This window comes from Arthrobacter sp. Z4-13, assembly GCF_054792705.1.
Map to the genome: position 1 here is coordinate 467,215 of NZ_CP096459.1, position 24,788 is coordinate 492,002.

The 24,788-nt window shown below is 65.5% G+C and carries 21 protein-coding genes, 1 tRNA gene, 1 other RNA gene and 2 pseudogenes; 9 read left to right on the plus strand and 16 right to left on the minus strand.

What is annotated here, in order from left to right; genetic code table 11:
* Positions 1–155 precede the first annotated feature (155 nt).
* Together M1E07_RS04105 and M1E07_RS04110 are read left to right on the plus strand one after the other, a co-directional pair.
* Entirely contained in the window at positions 156–1,121 is a 966-nt protein-coding gene (locus tag M1E07_RS04105) for an ABC transporter ATP-binding protein (RefSeq protein WP_461189017.1), read from the plus strand.
* Complete coding sequence (locus M1E07_RS04110) at positions 1,118–2,251, plus strand: ABC transporter permease (RefSeq protein ID WP_461189018.1); 1,134 nt, start codon at positions 1,118–1,120, stop codon at positions 2,249–2,251. The genes M1E07_RS04105 and M1E07_RS04110 overlap by 4 nt, the downstream gene beginning before the upstream one ends.
* Positions 2,252–2,261: 10 nt before the next feature.
* Here the strand turns inward: M1E07_RS04110 and M1E07_RS04115 are convergent.
* From M1E07_RS04115 to M1E07_RS04135, 5 genes and pseudogenes are all read right to left on the minus strand, one after another.
* Positions 2,262–2,399, minus strand: a pseudogene (locus M1E07_RS04115) (GNAT family N-acetyltransferase); the annotation flags it as partial.
* A 49-nt stretch (positions 2,400–2,448) separates the two neighbouring features.
* On the minus strand, positions 2,449–3,048 hold the full coding sequence (gene recR, locus M1E07_RS04120) for a recombination mediator RecR (protein WP_256249526.1): 600 nt from the start codon (positions 3,046–3,048) through the stop codon (positions 2,449–2,451).
* Positions 3,049–3,085: 37 nt separating this feature from the next.
* Positions 3,086–6,634, minus strand: a complete 3,549-nt coding sequence (locus M1E07_RS04125; protein ID WP_461189019.1) for a DNA polymerase III subunit gamma and tau — start codon at positions 6,632–6,634, stop codon at positions 3,086–3,088.
* Between the two features lie 51 nt (positions 6,635–6,685).
* Positions 6,686–6,782: signal recognition particle sRNA small type (ffs, locus tag M1E07_RS04130), an RNA gene on the minus strand.
* 18 nt (positions 6,783–6,800) lie between these two features.
* Positions 6,801–7,151 carry a hypothetical protein gene (locus tag M1E07_RS04135; RefSeq protein WP_461189020.1) on the minus strand — a complete coding sequence of 117 codons (351 nt, stop codon included), beginning with the start codon at positions 7,149–7,151 and terminating at the stop codon, positions 6,801–6,803.
* A 327-nt stretch (positions 7,152–7,478) separates the two neighbouring features.
* Between M1E07_RS04135 and M1E07_RS04140 the strand changes: the two genes are divergently transcribed.
* Positions 7,479–7,563: transfer RNA gene (locus tag M1E07_RS04140), tRNA-Ser, on the plus strand.
* Positions 7,564–7,610: 47 nt separating this feature from the next.
* Here M1E07_RS04140 and M1E07_RS04145 read toward each other — a convergent pair.
* Complete coding sequence (locus M1E07_RS04145) at positions 7,611–8,552, minus strand: oxygenase MpaB family protein (protein WP_461189021.1); 942 nt, start codon at positions 8,550–8,552, stop codon at positions 7,611–7,613.
* Positions 8,553–9,095: 543 nt separating this feature from the next.
* Here M1E07_RS04145 and M1E07_RS04150 point away from each other — a divergent pair.
* Positions 9,096–9,449, plus strand: a pseudogene (locus M1E07_RS04150) (M23 family metallopeptidase); the annotation flags it as partial.
* Positions 9,450–9,763: 314 nt separating this feature from the next.
* On the opposite strand, the gene M1E07_RS04155 reads toward M1E07_RS04150, so the two are convergent.
* Positions 9,764–10,186, minus strand: a complete 423-nt coding sequence (locus tag M1E07_RS04155; RefSeq protein WP_461190485.1) for a hypothetical protein — start codon at positions 10,184–10,186, stop codon at positions 9,764–9,766.
* 257 nt (positions 10,187–10,443) lie between these two features.
* Between M1E07_RS04155 and M1E07_RS04160 the strand changes: the two genes are divergently transcribed.
* Complete coding sequence (locus tag M1E07_RS04160; RefSeq protein ID WP_461189022.1) at positions 10,444–11,373, plus strand: phosphodiesterase; 930 nt, start codon at positions 10,444–10,446, stop codon at positions 11,371–11,373.
* Between the two features lie 10 nt (positions 11,374–11,383).
* On the opposite strand, the gene M1E07_RS04165 is transcribed toward M1E07_RS04160, so the two are convergent.
* Complete coding sequence (locus M1E07_RS04165) at positions 11,384–13,021, minus strand: stealth family protein (RefSeq protein WP_461189023.1); 1,638 nt, start codon at positions 13,019–13,021, stop codon at positions 11,384–11,386.
* Between the two features lie 60 nt (positions 13,022–13,081).
* Positions 13,082–14,011, minus strand: coding sequence for a hypothetical protein (locus M1E07_RS04170; protein WP_461189024.1), 930 nt, complete (start codon positions 14,009–14,011; stop codon positions 13,082–13,084).
* Between the two features lie 147 nt (positions 14,012–14,158).
* Here M1E07_RS04170 and M1E07_RS04175 point away from each other — a divergent pair, with 147 nt between their 5' ends.
* Together M1E07_RS04175 and M1E07_RS04180 are read left to right on the plus strand one after the other, a co-directional pair.
* Positions 14,159–14,458 carry a type II toxin-antitoxin system VapB family antitoxin gene (locus M1E07_RS04175; RefSeq protein WP_461190321.1) on the plus strand — a complete coding sequence of 100 codons (300 nt, stop codon included), beginning with the start codon at positions 14,159–14,161 and terminating at the stop codon, positions 14,456–14,458.
* Complete coding sequence (locus M1E07_RS04180) at positions 14,451–15,125, plus strand: LytR C-terminal domain-containing protein (protein WP_461189025.1); 675 nt, start codon at positions 14,451–14,453, stop codon at positions 15,123–15,125. The genes M1E07_RS04175 and M1E07_RS04180 overlap by 8 nt, the downstream gene beginning before the upstream one ends.
* Before the next feature lie 72 nt (positions 15,126–15,197).
* Here the strand turns inward: M1E07_RS04180 and M1E07_RS04185 are convergent, their stop codons facing one another.
* Together M1E07_RS04185 and M1E07_RS04190 are read right to left on the minus strand one after the other, a co-directional pair.
* Positions 15,198–15,848 (minus strand): TetR/AcrR family transcriptional regulator, encoded by a 651-nt coding sequence (locus M1E07_RS04185; RefSeq protein ID WP_461189026.1) that lies wholly within the window; start codon positions 15,846–15,848, stop codon positions 15,198–15,200.
* Positions 15,849–15,884: 36 nt separating this feature from the next.
* On the minus strand, positions 15,885–16,583 hold the full coding sequence (locus M1E07_RS04190; RefSeq protein ID WP_461189027.1) for a DsbA family oxidoreductase: 699 nt from the start codon (positions 16,581–16,583) through the stop codon (positions 15,885–15,887).
* Positions 16,584–16,808: 225 nt separating this feature from the next.
* Here M1E07_RS04190 and M1E07_RS04195 point away from each other — a divergent pair, with 225 nt between their 5' ends.
* Both M1E07_RS04195 and M1E07_RS04200 read left to right on the plus strand, forming a co-directional pair.
* On the plus strand, positions 16,809–17,900 hold the full coding sequence (locus M1E07_RS04195; protein WP_461189028.1) for a glycosyltransferase family 4 protein: 1,092 nt from the start codon (positions 16,809–16,811) through the stop codon (positions 17,898–17,900).
* A 26-nt stretch (positions 17,901–17,926) separates the two neighbouring features.
* The gene (locus tag M1E07_RS04200; RefSeq protein WP_461189029.1) at positions 17,927–20,074 is read left to right on the plus strand and encodes an amylo-alpha-1,6-glucosidase; all 2,148 of its coding nucleotides are present in this window, start codon (positions 17,927–17,929) and stop codon (positions 20,072–20,074) included.
* A 31-nt stretch (positions 20,075–20,105) separates the two neighbouring features.
* On the opposite strand, the gene M1E07_RS04205 is transcribed toward M1E07_RS04200, so the two are convergent.
* The 5 genes from M1E07_RS04205 to M1E07_RS04225 are packed head-to-tail and all read right to left on the minus strand — an operon-like array spanning position 20,106 to position 24,720.
* On the minus strand, positions 20,106–20,639 hold the full coding sequence (locus tag M1E07_RS04205) for a GNAT family N-acetyltransferase (protein WP_461189030.1): 534 nt from the start codon (positions 20,637–20,639) through the stop codon (positions 20,106–20,108).
* Positions 20,640–20,656: 17 nt separating this feature from the next.
* Positions 20,657–21,652, minus strand: coding sequence for a sugar phosphate isomerase/epimerase family protein (locus M1E07_RS04210; RefSeq protein ID WP_461189031.1), 996 nt, complete (start codon positions 21,650–21,652; stop codon positions 20,657–20,659).
* 1 nt (position 21,653) lies between these two features.
* Positions 21,654–22,796, minus strand: a complete 1,143-nt coding sequence (locus tag M1E07_RS04215) for a Gfo/Idh/MocA family protein (RefSeq protein WP_461190322.1) — start codon at positions 22,794–22,796, stop codon at positions 21,654–21,656.
* A gap of 38 nt (positions 22,797–22,834) precedes the next feature.
* Positions 22,835–23,977 carry a Gfo/Idh/MocA family protein gene (locus tag M1E07_RS04220; protein ID WP_461189032.1) on the minus strand — a complete coding sequence of 381 codons (1,143 nt, stop codon included), beginning with the start codon at positions 23,975–23,977 and terminating at the stop codon, positions 22,835–22,837.
* Positions 23,974–24,720 (minus strand): sugar phosphate isomerase/epimerase family protein, encoded by a 747-nt coding sequence (locus M1E07_RS04225; RefSeq protein ID WP_461189033.1) that lies wholly within the window; start codon positions 24,718–24,720, stop codon positions 23,974–23,976. The genes M1E07_RS04220 and M1E07_RS04225 overlap by 4 nt, the downstream gene beginning before the upstream one ends.
* Positions 24,721–24,788 lie beyond the last annotated feature (68 nt).

A 24,788-nucleotide genomic window follows, 5' to 3' on the forward strand; every position in this document is an offset into this window, starting at 1 on the left:
GCGCGATTTCTGGTTCCAGTTTATCGCCGTGCATGGCCGGGCGTTGAATTGTGACCGAATCTCAGCCCATGGAAGGACCTGCGGGGAAGCCGCGCGGGCGTACGCTCAAACTGTAAAAACTGCATCAAAAGACTGTGGGGGACAGGTGCGCATACATGGCAATGATTTCTGAATTACCGGAGGCTGCGGGCAGGCCGGAACCTGACGGGGGCATTACGGCCCGGGCGGTGAGCCGCAGCTTCGGCGCGGTGCGCGCCGTCGACCATATGGACTTCCATGCGCCCGCCGGGAAGGTGACCGCGCTGATCGGTCCGAACGGCGCAGGCAAAACAACGCTGCTGCTGATGCTGGCGTCTCTGCTGGCACCGGATGAGGGCAGCATCAGCGTGGGCGGACTCGACCCGCGCCGGCACCGGGCAGAGGTGCGCAGCCGGCTGGGCTGGATGCCGGACACCCTGGGCGTGTGGGAGTCGCTGACCGCCCGGGAAATCCTCACCCAGATGGCCCGCTTTTATCGGCTCCCCGCCCAGGGCATTGGACAGAGGGTCTCGGAGATGCTCGTACGCGTGCGGCTGGAAGACCTTGCGGAACAGCCGGCGCGGGTGCTGTCCCGCGGGCAGCAGCAGCGGCTCAGCCTGGCCCGGGCCCTGATCCATGACCCGTCCGTCCTGCTGCTCGACGAGCCCGCCTCGGGGCTGGATCCGGGCTCCCGCGTGGAGCTGCGGATCATGCTCCGGCAACTCGCTGCGGAGGGTAAGGCTGTGGTGGTTTCGTCCCATGTGCTCAGCGAACTGGATGAAATCGCCGACGCCGCGGTGTTCGTCAACAAGGGCCGTACCGTTCGGCATCAAACCACCGAGGAAGCTGCGGCCGCCGGCCGCCGGTACGCAATTACCGCCTCTGATGCGGCTGCACTTGCTGCCAGGCTCACGGGGCTGGGCCTAACATTCCGTCGTGAAGACGGCCGGCGTCCGTCTGTCAGCCTGCTGCTGGCAAACGATGGCGACGCCGAGCGGCTGCTGCGCGACCTGGTGCTGGCCGGCGTCGGGGTAAATTCCTTCGCCCCCGCTTCCGGAGCCTTGGAAGAGACCTACATGAGCCTCGAGGGGGAGCGGCTATGAGCCATGTAACAGAAAACCGGCAGCACACGGCCAGCCAGCCACGAGCCGGCGGCTATCTGCCCGGTGTCAGGGACGTGGTGGTCCTGGAGCTCAAGCAGCGGCTGCGGTCCCGCGGCTGGTACATCATGCTGTCCATCTGGTTTGTCCTCACCGGGCTGGTGACCTGGCTGACGTGGGCCAGCTGGGATGCTTCGCAGGCGGCGCAGCGGGATTTCCCGGGCTATATCGCGCCGCCCGTATCGGGGCCGGGGTCCATGATCTTCGAGGTGGTCCTGGCTTTTGTCCTGCTGTTTGCGTTGCTCGTTGCCCCGGCGCTCTCTGCCAACGCCGTGAATGGGGACCGTGCCGGCGGCACGCTGGCCATCCTCCAAGTGACGCTGCTGCAGCCCGGCCAGATCCTGTGGGGCAAGTTTTTCGCGGCATGGGCCGCAGCGCTGGCGTTCCTGGTGGCGAGCACTCCGTTCCTGGTGATCGGGGTGGCGCTGGGCGGGATGACCCCAGGCCATGTGCTGGTGGCGCTGCTGATGCTGGCGCTTGAGGTGGGTGTTGTCTGTGCCATCGGTGTTGGCATCTCGGCGCTCGCCGGCAGGCCGCTGTTCTCCATCGTGGTCACGTACCTGGCAGTGGCGGGGCTGGCAGTCGGCACACTGATCGCCTTTGGCCTGGGCACGGGTCTTACCCAAGGAACGATCATGGCCAACCAGGCGCAGTACCGCGCGTACGAGCCCCTCAGCAACGGGCCGGTGGAACCCGAATACACCTGCTCAGGGCCATTGCAGGAGCAGATTGCGATGCGCACCGAACGGGTGGCTTGGCTGTTGGCCATGAACCCTTACGTGGTGGTGGCTGACGCAATTCCGTATCCGGACCGGACCGGCCAGCAGGGTTTTACATCTGTTGGAGCGATAGAGAGCATCAGCCAGGGCGCGCGTTATGCCATGGCGGGCCCGGAAGGAACCTACCCTTGCGCTAACGGGGAGGTTAAGCCGCGGTACCTGGCGCAGTCCATACCGCTGTGGCCATTGGGCCTCGGCCTGCAACTCGTGCTGGCGGCGCTGCTGATGTGGCTGGGCTGGCGTTCGCTACGGACTCCTGCCCACCGGCTGGCGCGGGGCACGCGTATCGCCTAGTTACAAATCTGGACAGGCCCGATTGCGTGAAGAGCCACTTCACGAGCGCCGCCGCAGCTTCACGGCCGTACCCCTGGTGCTGGTGGTCGGGATGCAGGACAAAGCCTAACGCCGCGTGGCCGGCAGGATGTCTTCCGGGGGCGAGCATGTGGGGCGCGGCCAGCGCAGTGCTGTTCCACGTGCGTGCGTCGCCTACCTCAGGTCAGGGCGTTGCGGCGGCCTTCGAAAGCACGCCCCAAAGTGACCTCGTCTGCGTATTCGAGGTCGCCGCCCACCGGCAGCCCCGAGGCCAGCCTGGTCACGGTAATCCCGATGGTCTTCAGCATGCGGGCCAGGTAGGTGGCTGTTGCTTCCCCCTCCAGATTGGGATCCGTGGCGATGATGACCTCCTGGATGGCGCCATCGTTCAGCCGCGTAAGCAGTTCCCGGATCCGCAACTGCTCAGGGCCGATGCCGGCGATCGGGTTGATGGCCCCGCCCAGCACGTGGTACCTGCCCCGGAACGAACGGGTGCGTTCCACCGCGAGGACGTCCTTTGATTCCTCCACCACGCAGATCACCGCCGGATCGCGCCGGGGATCACGGCAGATGTTGCATTGTTCCTGCTCAGTGACGTTGCCGCAGACGGTGCAGAACTTCACCCGTTCCTTGACGGAGGTGATGGCCTCCACCAACCGCTTCATGTCCTGGGGGTCCGCTTCAAGGATGTGGAACGCCAGCCGCTGTGCGGATTTCGGGCCCACGCCGGGAAGGCGTCCGAGCTCGTCAATCAGCTCCTGGACAGCACCTTCGTACACGTTTTTCCTCTTTAGCTAGGGGTGGACAGTGGTTGGATCAGTAGCGGGGTGTAACGGGGCTTCCGTCGAGGGAGCGCTCTTCGATCAGCTTGCCGCCAAGGATACGTTCCACCGCGGCGCGGCCGAACACCCCGGATTCCTCAATGGTCTCATCGTCGGCACTGGGGATGTCCTGTACGTAGGTGGCAGCTGCGGGAACCGCCCGGGCAGGAGCCTTTGCCCGCCCCGCCTCGGCCTCCGGGCTGTTGGACAGGCGCTGATAAAGGCTCTGCCGGGTGCCCGCAACAGCAGGGGAATTGGCGGGAACAGGAGTGGCTGCAGGAGCAGTGTGGGCGGGCATTGCTGCAGGCGCAGTGGGAGCCGCTGGAGTGCCGGCGGGCGCCGCCGCAGGTGCGGCTGAAGCCATGGCGTACTCGCGTGCCGGTTCGGGCTCGGGACCTGCGGGCAGGGGACTTGCGGAGGCGGTGGCCGAAGGAGCCGTGCCCGGGGCGACCGCCCCAAATGCCGCCGCTCCTGAGGGCACGGTGATTGGGGCGACCGGTTCCGCAACCGTTGCACGAGTACCAGCCTTCGCCTGCGAGGCTGCAGTTGGAGCCAAGCCCCACTCGGCGTCCACGGAAGAACCCGGGTTGGTAACGGGGATGGAAGGCGGAATTTGGGCGGCAGCGGGCTCGTAGCGTGCGGCTGAAGGGGCAGCAACTGCTTCCTTTTCGGGCAGCCCGGCAGGTACGTTCCTGCCCACGTTGCTGGCTTCCCCAACAACCCAAACACCGGGTGCCTGTTCAACAGCGCGGGTCCATGGGTCGGTGGCATCCAGGCCTGGGCTAGCGTCCATGGGAGTCTTGGCAGTTGCAGTTCGGGTGCCCGCCCGGGCGTCTTGTGGTGGGCCCTGCTGGCCGGAGCCGGCGGTGGCGGTGCCACCAGCGGCGGCGGCGGCCGGAGCGGAGCGGTTGCCGGAGCGCGCGGAAGGATCCCAGTCCATGGGAGGTTCCTCTTCCAGCGGCGGTGCGTCCTCGTCCCTGGGCGGTCCCCAGTCGTCGTCCGAGTAGGAATAGTCTCCAGCGGCGCCTTCGTACGGGTCCACTTGGGCCGAAGGGGCTGCCGAAGGGCCGGCCGAAGGGATTGCTGGACGTTGAGCCTGGAAAGGGCTGGCGACTGGCACGGGTACGGCGGGCGAGGGGGCAGTAACGGCTGCGGGCTCAGCTTGGGAAGGCCTGCTGCCGGGTGCGGGCTGACCGCGTCCCGCCAAGGGAGGTCCGGCGGGGGGCGGGGCACTGTGCCCCTGCGGAGATTCGGTTTCCTGCGCTGCACCCTCCTGCGCTGCACCTTCCTGCGCTGCACCTTCCTGTGCTGCACCATGGGCCTGGCCGTGGCCGGAACCAGCCGCAGCGGAAGGTTCGGGTGCATCCGGTGCCGAGGATGTGGCCGCGGGGGCCAGCCCCCAGGCGACATCAGCTGAGGTTGCGGGGGCAGCTGAAGTCACCGAATTAGTTGACGTTGCGGTTGCAGCTGCAGCCGCCGGAACAGCTGACGTTGCCGGTGAAGGCCGGCTAGCGGGTGCTTTTGGGTTTGGCTCAGAGCTCGTTCGGCCGGCGCTGCCGCCGGCAACCGCGTTGATCTGGCAGTCAATACCCACGGTCTTATGGATCGCCTGCCGAAGGTTTTCGGAATGGTCTGCGCGGCCAAAAGCGCCGGCGAGTCCGGATGTGGCGAACGAAAGCGTGACGGTCTGGCCGTCGAAGGCACTGACCTGGGCATTGGGTTCAACCAGTGCCCACGTGCTGCGCTTGATCTTGGTCAGCGTCTGCAGGACATCCGGCCAAGCCCGGCGCAGGACTTCCACATCCCCCATGGCGGCAGGCGCCGCCGCCGGAACGGATCCGGCAGAAGCCGGTTCGGGGCGGGAAGCAACGGGTGCGGCAGCCTGCGCAGCCGGAGCTTGCCTGACGTCCTGTGCCGGAGTCCCGCCCATGGGTCCAACTACGGGCTCTCCTGCAAGTACTGATCGGGCGGGGCGTGCCAGGCCTTGGCGGGAATCCATGCGGGCAGGACCGGAATCTGTGGAATCATCGACCGGCCAGTCGCTGGTGCTGACCCGGGGGGCGGTCAATGGCGTACGACTGTCCGCCTCGGCCGGGCTGCCCGTTGCGGTAGGGGCAGGCGATGGTGCGCGTGCCGGTTCCGGAGCGGATGCCGCCACGGCTTCCTGACTGGCTGCCCTGGCGGCGGCGGACTGCGTGGCCGCCGGCACCGGCTGCGCAGGTTCGGGTGTTGCCGGTTCCACAACCGCCTGCGCGGGTGCGACCGGTTCCGGAGCCGGCTGGATGGAAGCAGCGTGCCCGGCGGATGCAGTGTGCCCGGCCAATGCAGGCTGCTGGGCCGGGGCTGCGGCGGGGGGAACGCCGACGTCGTTCCCGGCGTAGTTGAGCCGCCGCTCTACACGGTCTATCCGTGCAGCCATACCGCGCTCGTTCTGCTCTGAACTGGGAAGCAGGATGCGTGCGCACAGGAGTTCCAGGTGCAGCCGCGGGGAGGTGGCGCCGGTCATTTCGGTCAATGCCGTATTGGTGACGTCTGCGGCGCGGGACAACTCCGCGGCGCCCAGGTTGTGCGCCTGGTTCTTCAGCCGCGCGATCTGGTCCGCAGGCATGCCCCGAAGAATGGTCTGGGCGCTTTCGGGCATGGCCTGGACGATGATGAGGTCGCGGAAGCGCTCCAGCAGGTCCTCGACAAAGCGGCGCGGGTCATGGCCGGTTTGGATGACCCTGTCCACGGCGCGGAAAACAGTGGCGGCGTCCGAGGCAGCAACCGCCTCAACGACGTCATCCAGCAATGACGCATGCGTGTAGCCGAGCAGCGCGACGGCCAGTTCGTAGTCCAGTCCGTTGGGGCCGGCACCCGCCATCAGTTGGTCCAGGACCGAGAGGGAATCGCGGACCGAGCCGCCGCCGGCGCGGACCACCAGCGACAGCACGCCGGGAGCAACCGGAACATTCTCCTGGTTGCAGAGAAGCTCCAGGTAGGCCATGAGCGGCTCGGGTGGCACCAGCCGGAAGGGGTAATGGTGCGTCCGGGAGCGGATGGTGCCGATGACCTTGTCCGGTTCGGTGGTGGCAAAGATGAACTTGATGTGTTCCGGGGGTTCTTCAACGATCTTCAGCAGGGCGTTAAACCCGGCGGAGGTGACCATGTGGGCTTCGTCGATGATGAAGATCTTGTAGCGGTCCCGGACGGGGGCATACGTTGCCCGCTCGCGCAGGTCCCGGGCATCGTCGACGCCGCCGTGGCTGGCTGCGTCAATCTCGATGACGTCGAGGGATCCGGAGCCGCCCCGGGCGAGCTCAACGCAGCTGGGGCAGGTGCCGCAGGGGACAGCGGTGGGGCCCTGGGCACAGTTCAGGCAACGGGCAAGAATGCGGGCGGAAGTGGTTTTGCCGCATCCCCGGGGACCCGAAAAAAGGTAGGCGTGGTTGACCCGGTTTTTCCGCAGAGCCGTCATGAGCGGCTCGGTGACATGTTCCTGCCCGATAACGTCAGCGAACGAGTCTGGACGGTATCTGCGGTAGAGGGCGGTAGTAACTGTCACAGAGAAAACCCTACCAATCCGGGCTGACGGTTCGCCGCCCTGTGGGGGAATAGTAAAGACCCCCCATGCACCCGCCAGAGCCCATTTACCCTTGCTACCTTCCGGTCCTGGGGGAGTTCAACAGGATGACGCCACATGAGGGGCCGCCAGTTACTTTACCCGAACTTCAGGCGTGACTCGAATCGGCGTCCGCCTGCCTCCAGTCCTCAACCCGCCAGCTCATAAAAGCCGGTTCCTCGTAGGGGTGCGCAGCCCGCAACGCAGCCACCACCGCCCGAAGCGCGGGCCGTTCAACCACGCATTCAATCCGGTCCTCCGCCACTTCCTGGGGTGCTCCGACTCGCCCAAGATAAGGGGCGGCGCCGTCGTGCGCAGTGAAGCGCCCGGTTCCAGGCGTAACAAAGGAGCAGTGGGAGTAGTTGCCGATCCTGCCCGCTCCGGCATCGCCGATGGCCTTAAGGACCTGTTCAGTGTGGGTTCCGGGGACGTAAACCACCAGGGCGTGCAGTTCGCTCATGCCTTCCATCGTGCCGGAAGACCCCGCAATTGGGTGGAAATCCATTGCTTATCCAACTGCCACCCCCGATCATGGGTATGTACACCGATTGGGGCAATCTCAAGATTGTGAGCTGTGCGGCCTGGCTGTACGGTGCCGGACCCGGCAGCTCAACGGTGTTCCGGTGGAATGGACGCATTGGGGGCGTCCATTTCCGCTTTAAAGACCAAAGCCCGAACCCGCTTCCAGGAAGGCCGGTGAGCTTATCCGTGCCCGGGCCGGAGCCTCGATTGGGCGAAGCGGAAAAGTTCAGGTACTCTAGTATCTGCTTTTGATTCAGAAGCAGCTGGAGAATTCGCCTAGCGGCCTATGGCGCACGCCTGGAACGCGTGTTGGGTTAACGCCCTCGGGGGTTCAAATCCCCCATTCTCCGCCGGTTAAGAACCCGGCCCCGGCAGTGCCGGGGCCGGGTTCTTTCGTCTACCGCAGGTTCACGAGCCCCGACCCGTCCGCCTCTGCAAGGCCGAGCCGGCGAAGCCGTTCGCGGGCGGCCAGCTCGCTCGGGCCGCGGCGGCCCAGGGCAAGGCGTACGACGCCGAGTACCGCCTTGGTGGCCAGCCTCACCGGCAACGGGAACGGGCCAAGCCGTGGCAGGGACAGCCCGAGCATCCGGCGGTACTTCGGGTCGAGGCTGTATACCGCACCCGCAAACAGGACGCGATAGCCGGGCCGGAGCATGGGGTGCAGCGGCGGATTGCGGATGAACGCCACTGTTTCTGCTACCCGCCTGTCCACGCGCAGTTCTCCCTCGCGGAAAAACAGGTCCAGTTGCGCGCGCATGTCCGCCTCGGAAAGCGGCGAATCCTGCACGCCCATCAGCCTGCCGGCCTGCGCCCATTCACGGACGTACGCGTCAGGGCCGCCGGGGATGGGGCCGCCCCACAACTGGTGGGCAGTGAGGAAGGCATCCGTGAACGCGATGTGGATCCAACTGGCCAGTTCCGGATCGTTGGCGCTGTAGTCGCGCGGCGTTCCCTGGTTGTCCACGAAGCTGCCCTGAACCGGCTCGTGCAGGCGCCGCACCCGCCGCGAAGCCTCCTCAGCGGCAGCCTTCGAGCCGTAAGTAACGGTGAAGATCCAGCGGATGGTGGCAGCCAGCCTGGCCAGGGGATCCTCACGGAAGCTGGAGTGCTCGTGCACCCCTGCAAGGGCTCCGGGATGAAGGGACTGCATCAGCAGTGTGCGGATCCCGGCAACGATCGGCGACATGGAGCCGTGCACGGCCCATACTGCCGAACCTGGCAGGTGGTACCCGGGATCGTCCCCCTCTGCCAGCTTCGGCACCCAGTCGGGCACCTCATCGGCCGTGCCTGTAAAGGTTTTCTTAAGTTCGTCCTGCCATTTTCGAAGGAAACTCCGCATATATCATTGTCGCCCCAAGGAATCCGGCGGCGCAGTGGGAACGTACCGCAAGGTTTTCTCAAGTTGTGACCGGCACGATGAGGTCGGGGTTCACAGGCTACCGGCCCTGTGGTCCCATGGGAGATACCTTCAGGACGCGTTCGGGTGATTACGTTACGGAGACAGGCTTTGGGGACTCATCAAAAATCAGGTAAGCACACAAACGTGCGCCGTCCTAACGTTTCGGTTATGCGCGCCCTGACGGTCACTGGTGCTGTTGCCTTGTCCATCTGGTCCCTCAACCTTTCCGGCGGTGCGGGGGAACGGGAGGCATCAAGCGCCGTGGCTGTTGGATTCGGTGCCGGGACAACCACATCCGGTGACGGCCGCCCGGACGCGCCAACTGTGGACAAAGTTGGCGCCGGGATGCTGCAGGCTGCCTTGACGGATCCAGATGCGGTCGTCCCGTTTCCCCATGCGGCGATAGGCGGTTACCGCGGAGGCAAATCCTCGCCGCTGACGGTGGGGACAACAGGATTCGGCAGGCCGCCGGCCGGATTCCTGATGGCGCCGCTGGCGCAGCTCAATCCGAGCTCGCCCTTCGGTTTCCGGGTGAGCCCGCTGTCCGGCGCCGCCGGTGACTTCCACCTGGGCCAGGACTACGCCGCCCCCTGCGGAACAAGCGTTTACGCGGCGGACACAGGATTGGTGCGTGCTGCGGGCTGGCACCCCTGGGGAGGCGGCAACAGGGTGGAAATCGATCACGGCAACGGCCTGATCACCACCTACAACCACCTGGACGCCATTGCTGTCTCTACGGGCGACGAGATCCTCGCCGGCCAGGTCCTCGGCGAGGTGGGCAGCACCGGATGGTCAACGGGTTGCCACCTGCACTTCGAAACGATCCTCGACGGCCGCCACACGAGTCCGCTGAAGTGGGGCCTGATGGCAGCCCGGCCAGTGGAGGGCAATGCATCAGGGGAGATGCGGAGCTACCTGCCCGGATCCGGTTCCCCCTCCCAAGGGACAATCAGCTGGGCGCTGCCGCTAAGCGATGATCACGACGAATCCCACGAGGGTGGAGTCCACGCAGGATCGCCCGCGACGCCCACCTCCCCGCCTTTCCTGAGGCCCGCGGCAAGCGGGCCTGCGCGCAACCTGCTGACGCCGTCGCCCAGTGCGTCGTCCCCGGCAGGCACACCGAGCGCGTCGTCCCCGACCTCAACAACACGTCAGCCGACGACGTCGAGACCGGCCTCGCCCACGCCGACGCCGAGTGCGCCCTCGCCAACTCCGTCCCCGACCGGGGCGACGCCGTCACCGACGCCGACGCCGTCACCGACGCCCACGCCGACGCCGCCACCGTCGGTAACGCCGACGCCGCCACCGTCGGTAACGCCGACACCTACGCCCACTCCCACGCCGCCACCGACGGAGGTCACGCCCTTGCCGGCTGAACCGACGCCATCGCCTACGCCGTCCCCGACGCCGTCCCCGACGCCGACCTCGACTCCGATTGACCCCACGGAACCGGCGGTGACGCTTATACCGTCGCCCACACAGGCCGAAACCCCCACGGCACCGGCCACCTGCCCTGCAGAGCCGACACCTGAAACACCCAACCCGTCCCCTGATCCGTTGGCGACAGATCCCACCGGTCAACAACTTCCCGGGGACCCCACCTGTGCCCCCCTTGTACGCGATCCCGCGGACCCTGCATGACGGCACCGGTACTGACTTCCGCATGTTCCAAGGCAGGTATTTCCGAATCAGCTCCGGGGAGGCGCAGTTCTTTTATCTTTTTCCACATGGGCTGCAGTGATTTACCCAAAGTTTGCCAAATGTCTGATTGGATAAACATTACTGAAGGGTACAAGGGAAGCGCCGTTTCCCACCGACCACAGAGGTAGCAATGGAGCACATCGAGGCCGAGCACCCCCGGCCGCGCCACTTCCTACTCCACCTGAGCGATCCCCACTTGATGGGAGGTCCGGACCCTCTATACGGCGTCGTCGACAGCGAAGCGCGGCTCATCCAACTCTTCGAAGAGGTGAAAGCGTCCGGGGCGCGGCCGGAGGCTGTCATTTTCACCGGTGATCTTGCCGACAAGGGTGATCCGGAAGCCTATGTGAAACTCCGGGCCATCGTGGAGCCGGCATGCCAGGAACTGGGTGCAGAAGTCATCTGGGCCATGGGAAACCACGATAACCGGGCGAACTTCCGGAAGGGCCTGCTGGACCAGCCCGGCAATGACGCTCCCGTGGACCACAGCTACTTCATCAACGGACTGCGCGTCATCACCCTTGACACATCCGTGCCGGGCTTCCACCACGGTGAACTGAGCGACACCCAGCTGGACTGGCTGTCGCAGGAACTGGAGACGCCGGCTCCGGACGGCACCATCCTGGCCCTCCACCACCCGCCCGTCCCCTCCGTCCTTGACCTCTCGGTCCTGGTTGAGCTGCGGGACCAGGCATCCCTCGCCGCGGTGGTTCATGATTCAGATGTCCGGACCATCCTGGCCGGCCACCTGCACTACTCCACCACGGCCAGCTTTGCCGGGGTTCCCGTCTCCGTCGCTTCCGCGAGCTGTTACACACAGGACCTGAACGTTTCGGTGGGAGGCACGCGCGGGCACGACGCCGGGCAGTCCTTCAACCTGGTCCACGTTTACGAGCACACTATTGTGCACTCGGTGGTCCCGCTGGGCCGTTCGACGACGGTGGGCGAGTACGTTCCGCCGAAAGAGACTGCCCGCCGGCTGGAGGCGGCAGGAATCCGTATCCCGGAGACCACCAAGCAGCGCAGTGGCGCCCGGGCCGAATTATCTTCCGGGCGCTAGTCCGCCTGCCCTACTTTTCCCAGGGCGCCTTAATGGGGAAGTACTTCTCCAGGAAGTCCGTGACCAGTTCGGCGCGCTCGTCCGCCTGCACCTCCGGGAAGCTGCCGTCGTTCAGGCAGAAGAAGTCAATGTTCCGCTTGGACAGCAGCTTGGGCAAATAGTTCAGCCCGGTGCGCATGGTGGTGTCCACGTAGCGGACCTTGGCGGCCGTCTGGGTAACCGCCCGGCCCGTGAGCAGTGCGTAGTAGTGGTAGAACGAGTTGGTTACGGAGATGTTGTCCGCAGCGCGGAACCGGCTGGCCGCAGTCTTGCGGAACTCTTCCGGAAACTCGCGCTCCATCCTGGCCACTACGCTGCGCCGCAGGGGCGCGGCGGTGTGCTCAAGGTGGCGGGTGGTGATCCGCCCGAACCGGTTCCACAGCAGCTTCCGGTTGACCCGTGCGGCGTTCTCAAAGCCGCTGCGTTCCGCCGCGTTCTCGCCCAGGCCGATCCTGGTTTCCGCCTCGATGAACTTGGTGATCCCACCGGGGGTGAAGAACAGGTCCGGACTGACCGGACGGCCAAAGAACATGTCATCGTTCGAGTACAGGAAGTGCTCGGACAGGCCTTCGATGTTGTGCAGCTGGCATTCCACGGCCTGTGAGTTGTGCGTGGGCAGCACGGATGGATCGGAGAAGAATTCTTCGCTGCGGACAATCGTGACCGCGGGGTGGTCTGCCAGCCATGCCGGAGCGGGGGAGTCTGTGGCGATGAAGATCCGGCGGATCCAGGGCGCGAACATGTAGACGGACCGCAGTGCGTATTTGAGCTCGTTGATCTGGCGGAAGCGGGCTTCGTGGTCGTCGCCTTCGCCCAGGACCACATCCTTCTGCTGTGCGCGCCGGGCTGCAATGTACTCAGGGGAGCTGCCGTCCACCCAGGAGAACACCAGGTCGACGTCGAAGCTGATGTCGCTTGCGTGGTCGGCGAACATGTTCTCGATGGTGGGCCAGGTGTGGCCGTAACGTTCCACCGTGCCGCGTACGGCGTCCTGCCGCAGCATGGTCCGGCGGGTCAGGGAGTTCTCGATCGGAAGGATCAGCTGTTCCCCTTCGAAGGACCACAGCTCGATCTGGACTCCGGCCGAGGCGCCAAATTCGAAGCCGCCCACCGGTTCGACACGGGGCCGGTACAGGCGGAAGATGCGGGCCTGCCGGTTGGAGGACAGTTCACCGTCGGCCACCAGCACTGAGGTTTTCTTTTTGGCATCCACCGTCATGGAGTAGACCGGTTCATCCCGGCAGGCCTCCACCAAGGCGGCACGGAGCTTCTTGCGGTCCTTCCAGTCCAGGGCTATGACAGGCCGGTCGTTGTTTCCGCGGACCAGCAGGTATGCGAGGCCGCGGTCCGCCAGGACAGTGCGCAGGAACAGCAGGTCCTCCACCATGGCCTGGTAGGGCGTCCTGTTGTAGTTGATCAGGGCATAGCGGCCCTTATGCCTGATGACGTCGGGGCGGTGCCGAAGGCGCTGCTCGGCCGCCGCAGACGTGACCTCGGCGTGAAATTGTTCCTCTACGGACGCCTGGCTGCCGTAGTAAACCTCGTCCTGTACCGGTGCTTCTGTAATTGTCGTCTCCGTGCTCGTCAAAGTAAGCGTTTCTACCTGCATGATAGCCGCGCGGTGGAAACAACAGGTTTCGGACAGCGCTGCCCGGGATACGTACCGCGGTCAGGCGCCCAGCGTCTCCCGCCAATTGCGCAGGAATGCGCCGCCGGCGTCGTCATGGATCACGGATGTCTCGAGCCCCAGATCCGCGGCGGTCAGGACAGCATACGGCTTGTCCGGAACTCCATCGGCGGGGCGAACATCCACATGTTTCACTGCGTGGTCGTTGTGGTGGAGCCAGTCAGCCATGGCGTAGTCCGTGCGGGAATCACCCACCGTCCGCCAGGCCTGCGGGGTGATGCCCTGGGCAGCAAGCAGCTCCACTGCCCGGCTGGCGCCCAGATCCTTACCCAGCCGCACCGACTCAATGTCCGTGGAGATGATGGTGGGGTCCACGCGGTAGTCCACGTCGTCGTCGGAATTCGGGGCGTGGTGGTCCAGCCGGACCACGCCCAGTCCATGGCGGATCATCAGGTCCATGGCGTCGGCGTCAAAGAGTTTCTGCTCGGCGAGGTAGTCCGCGCTGGGCACGTCGATGTGCTGTTCCACGGACACCATCGCCCGCTTGGTTTCATCGAAGAACATGTGCGCCGAGTAGTCCTCGGCCACCATCCGCCGGACGTCGTCACCGTAGGCTGCGGGCACCGCCAGTTCCCGGTCCACGTGGATGGGGCCGGGCCCGGCAGCCGTGTAACTGAACCAGACTGCGCCCTTTTCGCAGACGGCGTGGATGATGGTGCCGGCCGGGATGCCTGCCGCGATCATCGGTTCCATCACCTGCTCGCGGATGAACGCGTCGGAGCGTCCGGTGTTGAAGATGACGGGAATGCCGGCAGCGGCCAGCGCCACGAGATCATGGATGATCTCCTGTTTAACATCGCGCGTCAGGGGGCTTGCCACCGGCCCGTCCACGTCCAGCAACAGCGCGAGGGGAGGCGTGGCCGGGTGGCGGTCCCCGGATGTGGAGGTGGCAAGGAACTCGGATGCTGTCATGGCTCCATTCTGTCAGCAGTGCTGTGAACTCCAGGCGACGGGCGGCGAGGGTCACCGCGGATGACAGTTGGTCACTGTTTGGCTACAACCTGCCCCACGGTGTGCCTGCTACTTTCGCTGGGACCGTGGGATGCCTAGGGTGGCATGGTGATATTCAAAGCTGTGGGCGAGGGCCGCCCTTACCCTGACCATGGTTACAACACTCCCAAGCAATGGGCTGCGCTGCCCCCGCGTCCGGTCAGGCTGGACGAGCTGGTGACTACCAAGCGCACCCTTGACCTGGAGGCGCTCCTGGCTGAAGACTCCACCTTCTTCGGCGACCTTTTCCCGCATGTGGTGCAGTACCAGGGAACCCTTTACCTTGAGGACGGCCTGCACCGCGCCGTCCGGACCGCCCTGCACCAGCGCACGGCGATCCACGCCCGCGTGTTGGTCATAGATGGCTAGGAAAAAGCAGCAGGACGCACGCGTCCTCCACGGCCACCGCGTTGTCAGCGGCCCTGATCTGCGGGCCACCTTCGAAGCGGAGCGCGACGCCGACGGCACGGCGCGGGTGCGCCGCCGAGTGCTGCATGCAGTGGTGCTTGTGGTCCTCATCGGGCTGATCGTTGCCGCCATTATCACCGCGCTGGCCATCATCAACGGGCGCCTGAGGATCCCCGCCGCCGAGCCGGCAGAGGAGACTGTCTCCACCTGCCCCGCTGCCACCTTCGACTACACCCCCAACGACAAGATCAACCTCAACGTCTACAACTCCACCAGCAGGCCGGGCCTGGCGCGGTCAGTCGCGGACGACTTCCTGGCCCGGAAGTTCGTGGTGGGGGCAGTCTCCAATGTTGACGCCGGCTACCGCGGTGTTGCCGCTGTGGTGTCCGGGGCCGCGGGCCAGTCCGCGGCGTTCAGTGTCCAGCGCAACCTGCCGGGGGCGGACTACTTCCAGGACGGCAGGACGGACGGCAGCGTGGACGTGATCCTCGCCCAGGACTACCGCGCGCTGGCCCCGCCGGAGCTCGTTGACCAGACACCGGGCACCCTTAGCTGCCCCCGCGAAAGCCGCCGGATTGCCGACGACGACAAGCGGCCGGTCATCCCGTCGGCGACGCCCGCCTCCTGAGTCCTTTCCTGTGGATGCGCTATCAGACCGGCTTGCTCAACCGGCCTGATAGGGACCAAAGGTGTAGGCAACTCAGCTGGCAACGGCGGGAAGCGGGGCAAGCCGGACAGGGCGGCCGGCGTCGTCGAACCTTGCTCCGGCACCCAGCTGGATAAAGCGCACGGTCCTGGCTACCCGGGCTTCCAGCTCCGCGGGCTCGTCGCTGCCCCTGGCCGCGCTGGAGGACAGTGTGCCAAGGATCAGCTGCGCCTGCTGGCCGATGTTGGCCACCGGCAGGTAGCCCTGCTCCATTCCGTCGTGCAGGATGCCCTGCAGCAGCACGCTCAGCTCGCCCACATGGTCGGCGAGCTTGGCAAAGGACGACGGCGACAGCACCGCTCCCATGGCCGGCCCCGGCGGCAGGTGGCGGCGGCTGAGGTCCACCACTTGGGCGCGCACGTACAGCGCCAGCCGCTCCACCGGATTGTCCAGGCGGCCGAGTGCCTCGCGGAGCTCGGACAGGAACTTCTCCGTCTCCTCCAAGGCATAGGAGATGAGGAGCTCTTCAATGTCCGCGTAGTAGTTGTAGACGGCGGTCCTGCCCACTCCTGCGTGACGGGCCACGTCAGTCATGGTCAGCCCGGGAAGGCCATGGGAAAAAAGGAGCTCGCCAAAGGCAGTAAGGATGCGGCGCTGTGTTTCTGCGCGCTGCTCGGCGTTGCTGGCCGCTGAAATCCTGGGCATGTAGACACTTTACCGCGAAGTGTCACCAAACTGGCGCTACGCGGGGCAGCCGTCCGGGCCGCAGGCGTCACCGTCGCTGGAGTTCACCAGCACCAGCGGGTTGGCATCCTGCCAGGCCTGGGTAAGCGCTGCGGTGAACGTTTCGGTGGGCTGGGCGCCGGAGAGGCCGAACTTGCGGTCGATGACGAAGAAGGGCACGCCGCTGATTCCCAGTGCACGGCCTTCCTCGAAATCGAAACGGACGTCGTCGGCGTACTTCTCCGTGGTGAAGAGTTCCTCCACCTCGCCTGCGCGGATGCCAAGATCCAGGGCGAGCGAGGTCAGGTACTCGCGTCTGCCGATGTCCTTGCCGTGTTCGAAGTGGTCGCTGAGCAGGCGCTCCTTGGCTTCATCCTGCTTGCCGTGGGCGGCCGCAAGGTGGATCAGGCGGTGCGCCGTGAAACTGTTCGCCACCACCACGGAGCCGAACCGGTAGTTGAGGCCCTCGCCCTTGGCCTGCTCCGTGACGTGCTCAAACATCTGTGAAACCTGCTGCTGGGGCATGCCCTTGCGGCTGCTGAGGTAATCCAGTTCCGTCCCGTCATAGTGCTCGGGCAGGGCGGGATCCAGCTGGTAGCTGCGCCACGACACTTGTACCGAATCGCGGTGCTCGAAGGTGGAAAGGGCTGCCTCGAAGCGGCGCTTGCCGATGTAGCACCACGGGCAAGCGACGTCTGACCAGATCTCGATCTTCATGCTGTGGAGAACCTCGAAGCCTGGCCGGGCATTCCTGGGCACCTTTGTTAGATACCCCACAGTAGGGCTTGTCGTGTGGTTGAAGGTGCGCAATAGTCAGAATGTCGGTCCATGCCAGGGCCGGCCGCACACTCCTCATAACAACCGCGAACCGGAGCAGGTTACGCGGATAGAACTGCCCGGCCAGCTGGGAGCCCGGCCCGTCATTCTCCTTGGAGGCCAAGGATGCGGATAGGACTGGTTGCGGGACCGTGGATTCCCATTCCACCGGTGACTTACGGCGGCACCGAAAGGGTGGTGGACAGCCTGGCCCGGGGTTTCGCGGCCGCGGGGCACGACGTACTCCTGGCGGCACCGACAGACAGCATGTGTCCGGTGCCGAGGGTTCCGGGCATGCGGGCCTCGGTCCCGGACGGGTTGAACCTGACAATCTCCGAACTCAGCCACGTGGCACGGGCTTACGAAGGCCTGGAAAGTGCGGACATCATCCACGACCACACGATGGCCGGCCCCCTGTATCTGCACCGGCCGAAACAGATACCGGTGGTGACCACCATCCACTGCCGTCTGGACCGTGAAGCGGCCGATATTTACAAAGCCATAGCGCGCAACGCGGCGGTCATTGCCATCTCGCGCAACCAGGGATCGCACGCGCCGGACGTTCCCATCACCCGGGTGATCCATCACGGGATGGACGTCTCCTCGGTCCCCGTGGGATCGGGCAGCGGGGGCTACCTGTGCTTTGTGGGGAGGGCGTGCCCGGACAAGGGGCTGCTGGAGGCCGTCATGATTGCCCGCCAGGCGGGCATGCCATTGCGGATAGCGATGAAGATGCGCCAGCCGGACGAGGTTGGCTTCTTCCACGAGGTGGTTCAACCGATGCTGGGGCCGGATGACGACGTCGTGGACGAACTGGACGACGCCAGCAAGTACCGGCTGATGGGGGAAGCGTTGGCGTTCCTGAACCCGATCCAGTGGCCGGAGCCCTTCGGGCTGGTCATGATTGAGGCGCTGGCCACCGGAACTCCGGTGATCGGAACCCCCGCCGGTTCGGCACCCGAGATAGTTGAGCACGGACGGACCGGATACCTGGGGGATATCGGGCAGCTGGCCGGCTTCGCTGAAATGGCAGGCGGCATCAGCCGCGCGGCCTGCCGAAAGGCCGTGGAGGAGCGGTTCAGCGAGGAACGGATGGTGAACGAGCACCTGCAGCTTTACACCGAACTGCTGGAAGGGAGAAAGCCCGAAGGGGTTCCGGATAGCGATCACGTGGACCAGAATCTTAAGGGGCGAGCGGTGTTCCGATCCCCGGCATGATGGCCGCCCAGTAAAGGAGCCCTTCTGTGACCGCATGGAACGCCGATACAGAGGCAGCCGCATCCGAATCGGGTTCGGTCACGGTGGTGGAAGGGTCCTCATTCTGCATTTCGTCCGGAGGCGGGGACATCAGTTCTGACGGTGGCACAAACGGCGCGTTCTTCCAGGACACCCGCATCGTTTCCCACTGGGTGCTTCGAATCAACGGTTCCCTGCGTGAGCCGCTGGCAGCCCAGCGGCCCAAGCCCTTTGAAGCCACATTTGTGGGCCGGGCCAAATGGCGGGACGGCTGGTTCGACAGCCCGCTCGTGGTCCGGCAGGTCCGGCATATCGGCCCGGGTTTGAGGGATGACATATCGCTTGAGAATTACTCGGCCGAGGCGGTGGACTGCGATATCGAACTTCTGGTCGACGCCGACCAGGCGGACCTGTTCGACGTCAAGGGCGGGCGGACGTCACGAAGGGCAGAAACAGTCCGCACCGTCCGCGACGGTGAACTCATCATCGAAAGCTCCCGCGACGGGCAGCAGCGCGGAACGGCCATCCGTGCCCGCGGCGCCTCTCTGAGTTCAGACGGTCTCCGCTTCCGGGCGACGGTCCCGCCCCGCGGAAAGTGGGCCACCAGCGTCATCGTGGTGCCATTGATCAACGGGCAGGCACCCGCCGAGCCCTTCACCGAAGAGGGGCTTCCGCACCACAGGGAGGGGGTTCGCCGGCACCGCCACTGGGAGCAGAACGTTCCCCGGATCAGCGTTATGGACAGCAGTCTGCAGGCAACTCTGAACCGGAGCCAAAGCGACTTGGGCTCGCTGCGGATTTTCGATCCGCACCACCCGGAACGGGCAGCCGTGGCGGCCGGTGCGCCGTGGTTTATGGCACTCTTCGGACGGGATTCCATTTTGTCCTCCTACATGTCCCTGATGGTTGATCCCAACCTCGCGGCCGGTACCCTGCAGACCCTGGCCGGCCTGCAGGGGAAAAAAGTGGACCCGGATTCCGAGGAAGAACCCGGCCGAATTCCGCACGAGGTGCGGTTTGGGATCACGGCCGGCCTATCGCTGGGCGGCACCGCCTATTACGGAACAGCTGACGCCACCCCCCTCTTCGCGGCACTTCTGGGCGAACTGAGCCGGTGGGGGCTGTCGGAGGACATCATCGATTCATTGCTGCCGCACGCTGACCGCGCCCTGGAGTGGATCGAGCATTACGGCGACCGCGACGGTGACGGGTTCGTGGAGTACCTCCGGCCCAATGAGCACGGACTCATCAACCAAGGGTGGAAGGACTCCTGGGACGGCATCAACTTCGCCGACGGAACCATCGCCGAGGCGCCCATAGCCCTTTGCGAAGTCCAGGCTTACGTCTACTCCGCCTACATCGGCCGGTCGCTGCTGGCCCGCTGGAGCGGCGATACCGCGCTGGAACAGCATTGGGCAGAACGCGGCGCGGCGCTGAAGGCCGCATTCAACGAAAAGTTCTGGCTGCCGGAGAGAGGGTACTTCGCGGTGGCCCTGGACAAGGACAAGCGCCCCGTTGACGCCTGCACCTCCAATATGGGCCACTGCCTTTGGCTGGGCATCGTGGACGAAGATAAAGCCCAGTCCGTGGTGGAGCACCTGATGTCACCCCAGATGTTCACTGGCTGGGGAATCCGCACCCTGGCCTCGGACATGGGTGCCTACAACCCCGTGAGCTACCACAACGGTTCGGTGTGGCCCCACGACTCCGCCCTGGTGGCCACCGGCCTGATGCGCTACGGATATGTAGAGGAGGCCCGGCGGCTAGCCACTGCCCTTTTCGAGGCAGCCGAACATTTTGACGGCCGGCTGCCCGAATTGTTCTGCGGCTTTGATCGGGGTGAGTTCCCTGGACCCGTACCGTATCCCACCGCATGTTCACCGCAGGCCTGGGCGGCGGCAGCGCCCATCCAATTAGTCCGTGCGCTGCTCCGCTTCGATCCCGTCCACACCCGCGGCTTAGTGCACCTGGCGCCCATCCTGCCCGAGGGCATGGGCGACTTCCAGGCCGAGAACGTCCTGATGGGCTCCACCCGGATCACCATCAGGGCGCATGGGACACACGGCAGCATTGACGGGCTTCCGCCAGGAATCAAACTCCTGGCGGATCCACGTCCACCCTTGGCCTACCCACCGGGGGCTCCCGCGAAGGCATGATGTCACAGCGGGCAGTGCGGGAGCCAGGCGGTCAGGGGACGGCGCGTTCCAGCACGAAGTCATGCTCAACCGTGCTGCCGAGCCGGAACGACTTGGTGCCCACCTTGGCGAACCCTGACTTTTCATAAAAGCGGATGGCACGGGCGTTCTGGCTGTTGACTCCCAGCCAGACGCCGCGTCCGCCGGCCTCCGCAGCCCCCTGGAGGCTGGCGTGCATCAGCTCGGCGGCGGCACCGAGCCCGTGGTGTTCCGGGTGCACGTAGCATTTGCTCAGTTCCACCGACGGCAGGAGCTGTAGCGCGGAAACGACGTCCGGGTCCTCTGCAGGCCGGTTCACGAGCAGGCTGTAGCCCCGCAGGTTACCGCGGGCGTCGATCACCAGGATGGTGACGTCGGGGTCGGCGAGGTAGGCCTGGAAGTGGCGTTCGCTGAGCGTGTTCGCCAGGTGCGCCGCGATGTCCTGGGGCGACGACGACGGCGGGCAGGCCAGCGGAAAGGTGACGGCCGCCAGCGCAGCCAGCGCGCCGGCGTCGTCCGCTATTGCCTTACGGATGGAAGAGGTCATGCAGGGATTTTATGTCCCTACTGCTGGAAGGCGGCGTCGAAGGAAGTGCTCGACGGCGCGAAGTCGAACTTCTTCAGGGCGGCGAGGGCTTCAGGTGCGCCGTGGAGGCGGTCCATGCCGGCGTCTTCCCACTCAACGGAAATGGGGCCGTCGTAGCCGATCGCCGTGAGGGCGCGGAAGGATGCTTCCCAGGGGACGTCCCCGCGTCCGGCGGAGACGAAATCCCAGCCGCGGCGGGGATCGCCCCAGGCGAGGTGGGAGCCCATCACGGTGTTCCGGCCGGTCTGGCGGACCTTGGTGTCCTTGCAGTCCACATGGTAGATCCGGTCCTTGAAGTCCCAGATAAAGGAAACGGGGTCGATGCCCTGCCACATCATGTGGGACGGGTCCCAGTTCAGCCCGAACGCTTCGCGGTGGCCGATCGCTTCGAGGGTTCGGACGGTGGTCCAGTAGTCGTAGGCGATTTCGGAGGGGTGGACTTCGTGGGCAAAGCGGACGCCGCATTCGTCGAAGACGTCCAGGATGGGGTTCCAGCGGTCGGCGAAGTCCTGGTAGCCGGCGTCGATGACTTTTTCGGGGACGGGCGGGAACATGGCCACGTACTGCCAGATGGAGGAGCCGGTGAACCCGACGACGGTGTCCACGCCGAGTGCTTTGGCGAGCCGGGCGGTGTGCTTCATTTCCTCGGCGGCGCGCTGGCGGACCCCTTCGGGGTCGCCGTCGCCCCAGACCTTGGCTCCGACGATCGCTTCGTGGCGGAAGTCGATGGGGTCATCGCAGACGGCTTGGCCCTTGAGGTGGTTGGAGATGGCCCAGACCTTCAGGTTGTATTTCTCCAGGAGGGCGAGTTTGGACTCGACGTAGCCGGGTTCGTCCCAGCGCCACGCGTCCAGGTGGTCGCCGGAGACGGCGATTTCGAGGCCGTCGTAGCCCCAGCCGGAGGCGAGCCTGGCGACTTCCTCGAGCGGAAGGTCGGCCCACTGGCCGGTGAACAAGGTGTAGGGGCGGGGCATGTCAGGCTCCTTTTGTAGTGGCTGCAGTCCGGGTTGCGGGGGTCAGTTGGATGGTGGAACTTTTCGCGGCCGCGGACTCCTCAACGGCGGCCAGGATGCGCTGGACTTCCAGCCCGTCCTCGAACGACGGCGAAGGTTCGGTCCCGCCGTCGACGGCCAGCAGGAAGTCGCGGACTTCGTGCGTGAAGGTGTGCTCCCAGCCGATAATGTGGCCCTGCGGCCACCAGGCGTCCAGATAGGGGTGCTCGGGTTCGTTCACGACGATCCGGCGGAAGCCCTGCTCGCGGGCGGGGGCCAAGGCGTCAAGGAACCGGAGTTCGTTAAGGTTTTCCAGGTCGAAGGTAATGGCACCCTTGTCGCCGTAGACCTCCAGCTGCAGGGAGTTCTTCCGGCCGGTGGCCACCCGGGAGGCCTCCACTGAGGCGACTGCCCCGGAGGCGAGGGTCAGCGTTGCCCAGGCGGCGTCGTCGACCGTAACCTCTTCGAGCCCGTCGGCTCCCGGCCTTTGGTTCACGAAGGTCTGCAGGCGGCCCGAAACTTCGGTGACCTGGCTGCCGAGCAGGAAGAGGACCTGGTCAATGGCGTGGGAGGCGATGTCACCCAGAGCCCCGGAGCCCGCGGTGTCCTTCGTCAGCCGCCAGGTCATGGGAGCGGATTCATCAGCGAGCCAGTCCTGCAGGTAGGCCGCGCGGACCTGGCGGACGGAACCGAGCCTGCCTTCGCTGATCAGTTCCTTTGCCAGGGCCAGGGCTGGAACGCGGCGGTAGTTGAATCCCACCATCGACTGCACGCCCCTGGCCCTGGCCGCCTGCGCTGCGGCGGTGATGGCCTCGGCTTCGGCCAGGGTATTGGCCAGCGGCTTTTCCAGCAGCACGTGCTTGCCGGCCTCGAGGGCGGCGATGGCAATCTCGGCGTGCAGCCAGCCCGGAGCGCAGATATCCACGATATGGATGTCGTCCCGGTCCAACAGCGTACGCCAGTCCGTGGCCGTTTCGCTCCACCCGTACTTGGCGGCGGCCTCCGAGACTGCGGCGGCGTCCCTGCCCACGAGGAGCTTCTGCTCGAACGCGGGGACGTCAAAGTAGCTTGCCACGTTCCGCCAGGCGTTCGAGTGTGCCTTGCCCATAAAGGCGTAGCCGATCATCGCCACGCCCAGCGGGCCCTTGGTGCCTGTTTCCCGGCTCACGCGTTACCGCCAAGGGTCAGCGTTTCAGGGGCCCAGTCCTCAGGGAGGGGAGCCGACGCCGGCGCGGAGCTTTCGACGTTAACGAACGTGCCGGACTCCATGGACTCGGAGATGGAGACCATGCTGTCCAGGACGTGGTAGGCAAGGTTCCCGGTGGCGCGGTGGGGGACACCGGCACGGATGGAGCGGGCCATGTCCAGAACTCCCATGCCGCGGCCGTTCGCCGGTCCGGTGGCCGCAATGGTGGTCCAATCCTCGTCGCCTGCGCGCCAAAGCCTGATGTCGCCGTCGAAGTAGTTTGGATCGGGCAGGGACAGCGTGGCCTCGGTGCCGGTGATCTCCACGAAGCCCATCCGCTGGCGGGGGGACTCGAAGGAAAACACGCTGTGCGAGGACGCCCCGCTTTCGAACTGGGCCATCGCGGACACGTGGGTGGGCACCTCCACAGTGAACTCTTCGCCGGCTTTGGGGCCGGAACCGATGACGCGGACATTCTTGGCCTTGGACCCGACAGCGGCCACCTTGCGGATGGAGCCGAAAGCCTGGACCAGGGTGGTGAGGTAGTACGGGCCCATATCGAACAGGGGGCCGGCGCCATGCTGGAAGAGGAAGGCCGGGTTGGGGTGCCAGGACTCCGGGCCAGGGGTCTGGAACGTGGTCATGGCGGTGAGGGGTGTGCCGATATCACCCCGCTGGATCAGCCGCAGCGCGGTCTGCAGGCCGGCGCCGAGGAAGGTGTCCGGGGCGCAGCCAAGGCGGATTCCGGCGGCATCAGCGGTTTTGAGCAGGCCCAGGCCGGACTCGCGCTCCAGCGAGAAGGGCTTCTCGGTCCAGACGTGCTTGCCGGCGTTCACGGCGGCAGTGGCAACCTCGACGTGTGCGGCAGGAATGGTCAGGTTGACGATGATTTCGACGCCGGGGTGGCTCAGGGCCTTCTCAACCCCGCCCCACTCGGCGACGCCGTATTCCCTGGCACGGGCTTCCGCCGCTTCCTCAAACAGGTCCGCGATGACGTGGACTTTCAAATCCGGGAACGCGGTGAGGTTGTCCAGGTACTGCTTGCTGATGTTGCCGGCGCCGATGACACCAACACCCACCGGACCGTGGCCCGGGGACGATACAGACGCAGCGGTGCTCATGCCTTGATCCCTTCGCCTGATGCCAGCAGGAACGAAAGGCTCTCTGTGATTCCCGCAAAGATATCGCCGGCGTAATCGTCGAATTCCACGACGCCCACCTCCATTGATTTCGCGGCTGCAATGACATCCACCACGGGGAGCTTGCCCTGGCCCGCCGGCTGTTGGGCCCTGGTGTCGGTAGTCAGCGGCCCGTCCTTAATGTGGATGAACTTCACCCGGTCGCCGAGCTTGGTCAGGATGTCCACCGGGTCCTGGCCGGCGACGGCCACCCAGTACGTGTCTACTTCCAGGACCAGTTCGGGGTCCAGCAGGTCCGTGAAGTATTCCAAGGCGGTCCGGCCCTCGATGGTGGACTCCAGCTCCCACTGGTGGTTGTGGTACCCCACCCGGATGCCGTACTCGGCACCCTTGCGGGCTGCTTGGTTCAGCTTCGCGGCCGTGGCCTGGACGTCCTCCGCCGTTTGCCAGCGGTCGGCCGGGATGAAGGGCTCAATGACGGTGGTGATCCCGAGTTCCTTGGCGGCGGCGAAGATCCCGTCCTGGTCCTGGCTCAGCAGCGGGGCATGGCCGGAAGGTGCGGTCAGGCCATTCCCTCGCAGTGCCGCACCAAGTTCCTTTGCAGTGGCCACAAAGTTGTACGGCTCAACCTGGGTGAAACCAATGTCTGCGACCTTTTTGATGGTTGCGGGAAGATCTTCCTGGATCGCATTCCGCAGCGTATAAAGCTGGAGGGAGTAGGACATGTGGCCTCCTGAGGTTGGGACTCGGTTTCAGGCTGCAGGGTGTGGCCTTGCCCGCAACTCTTTTGGTC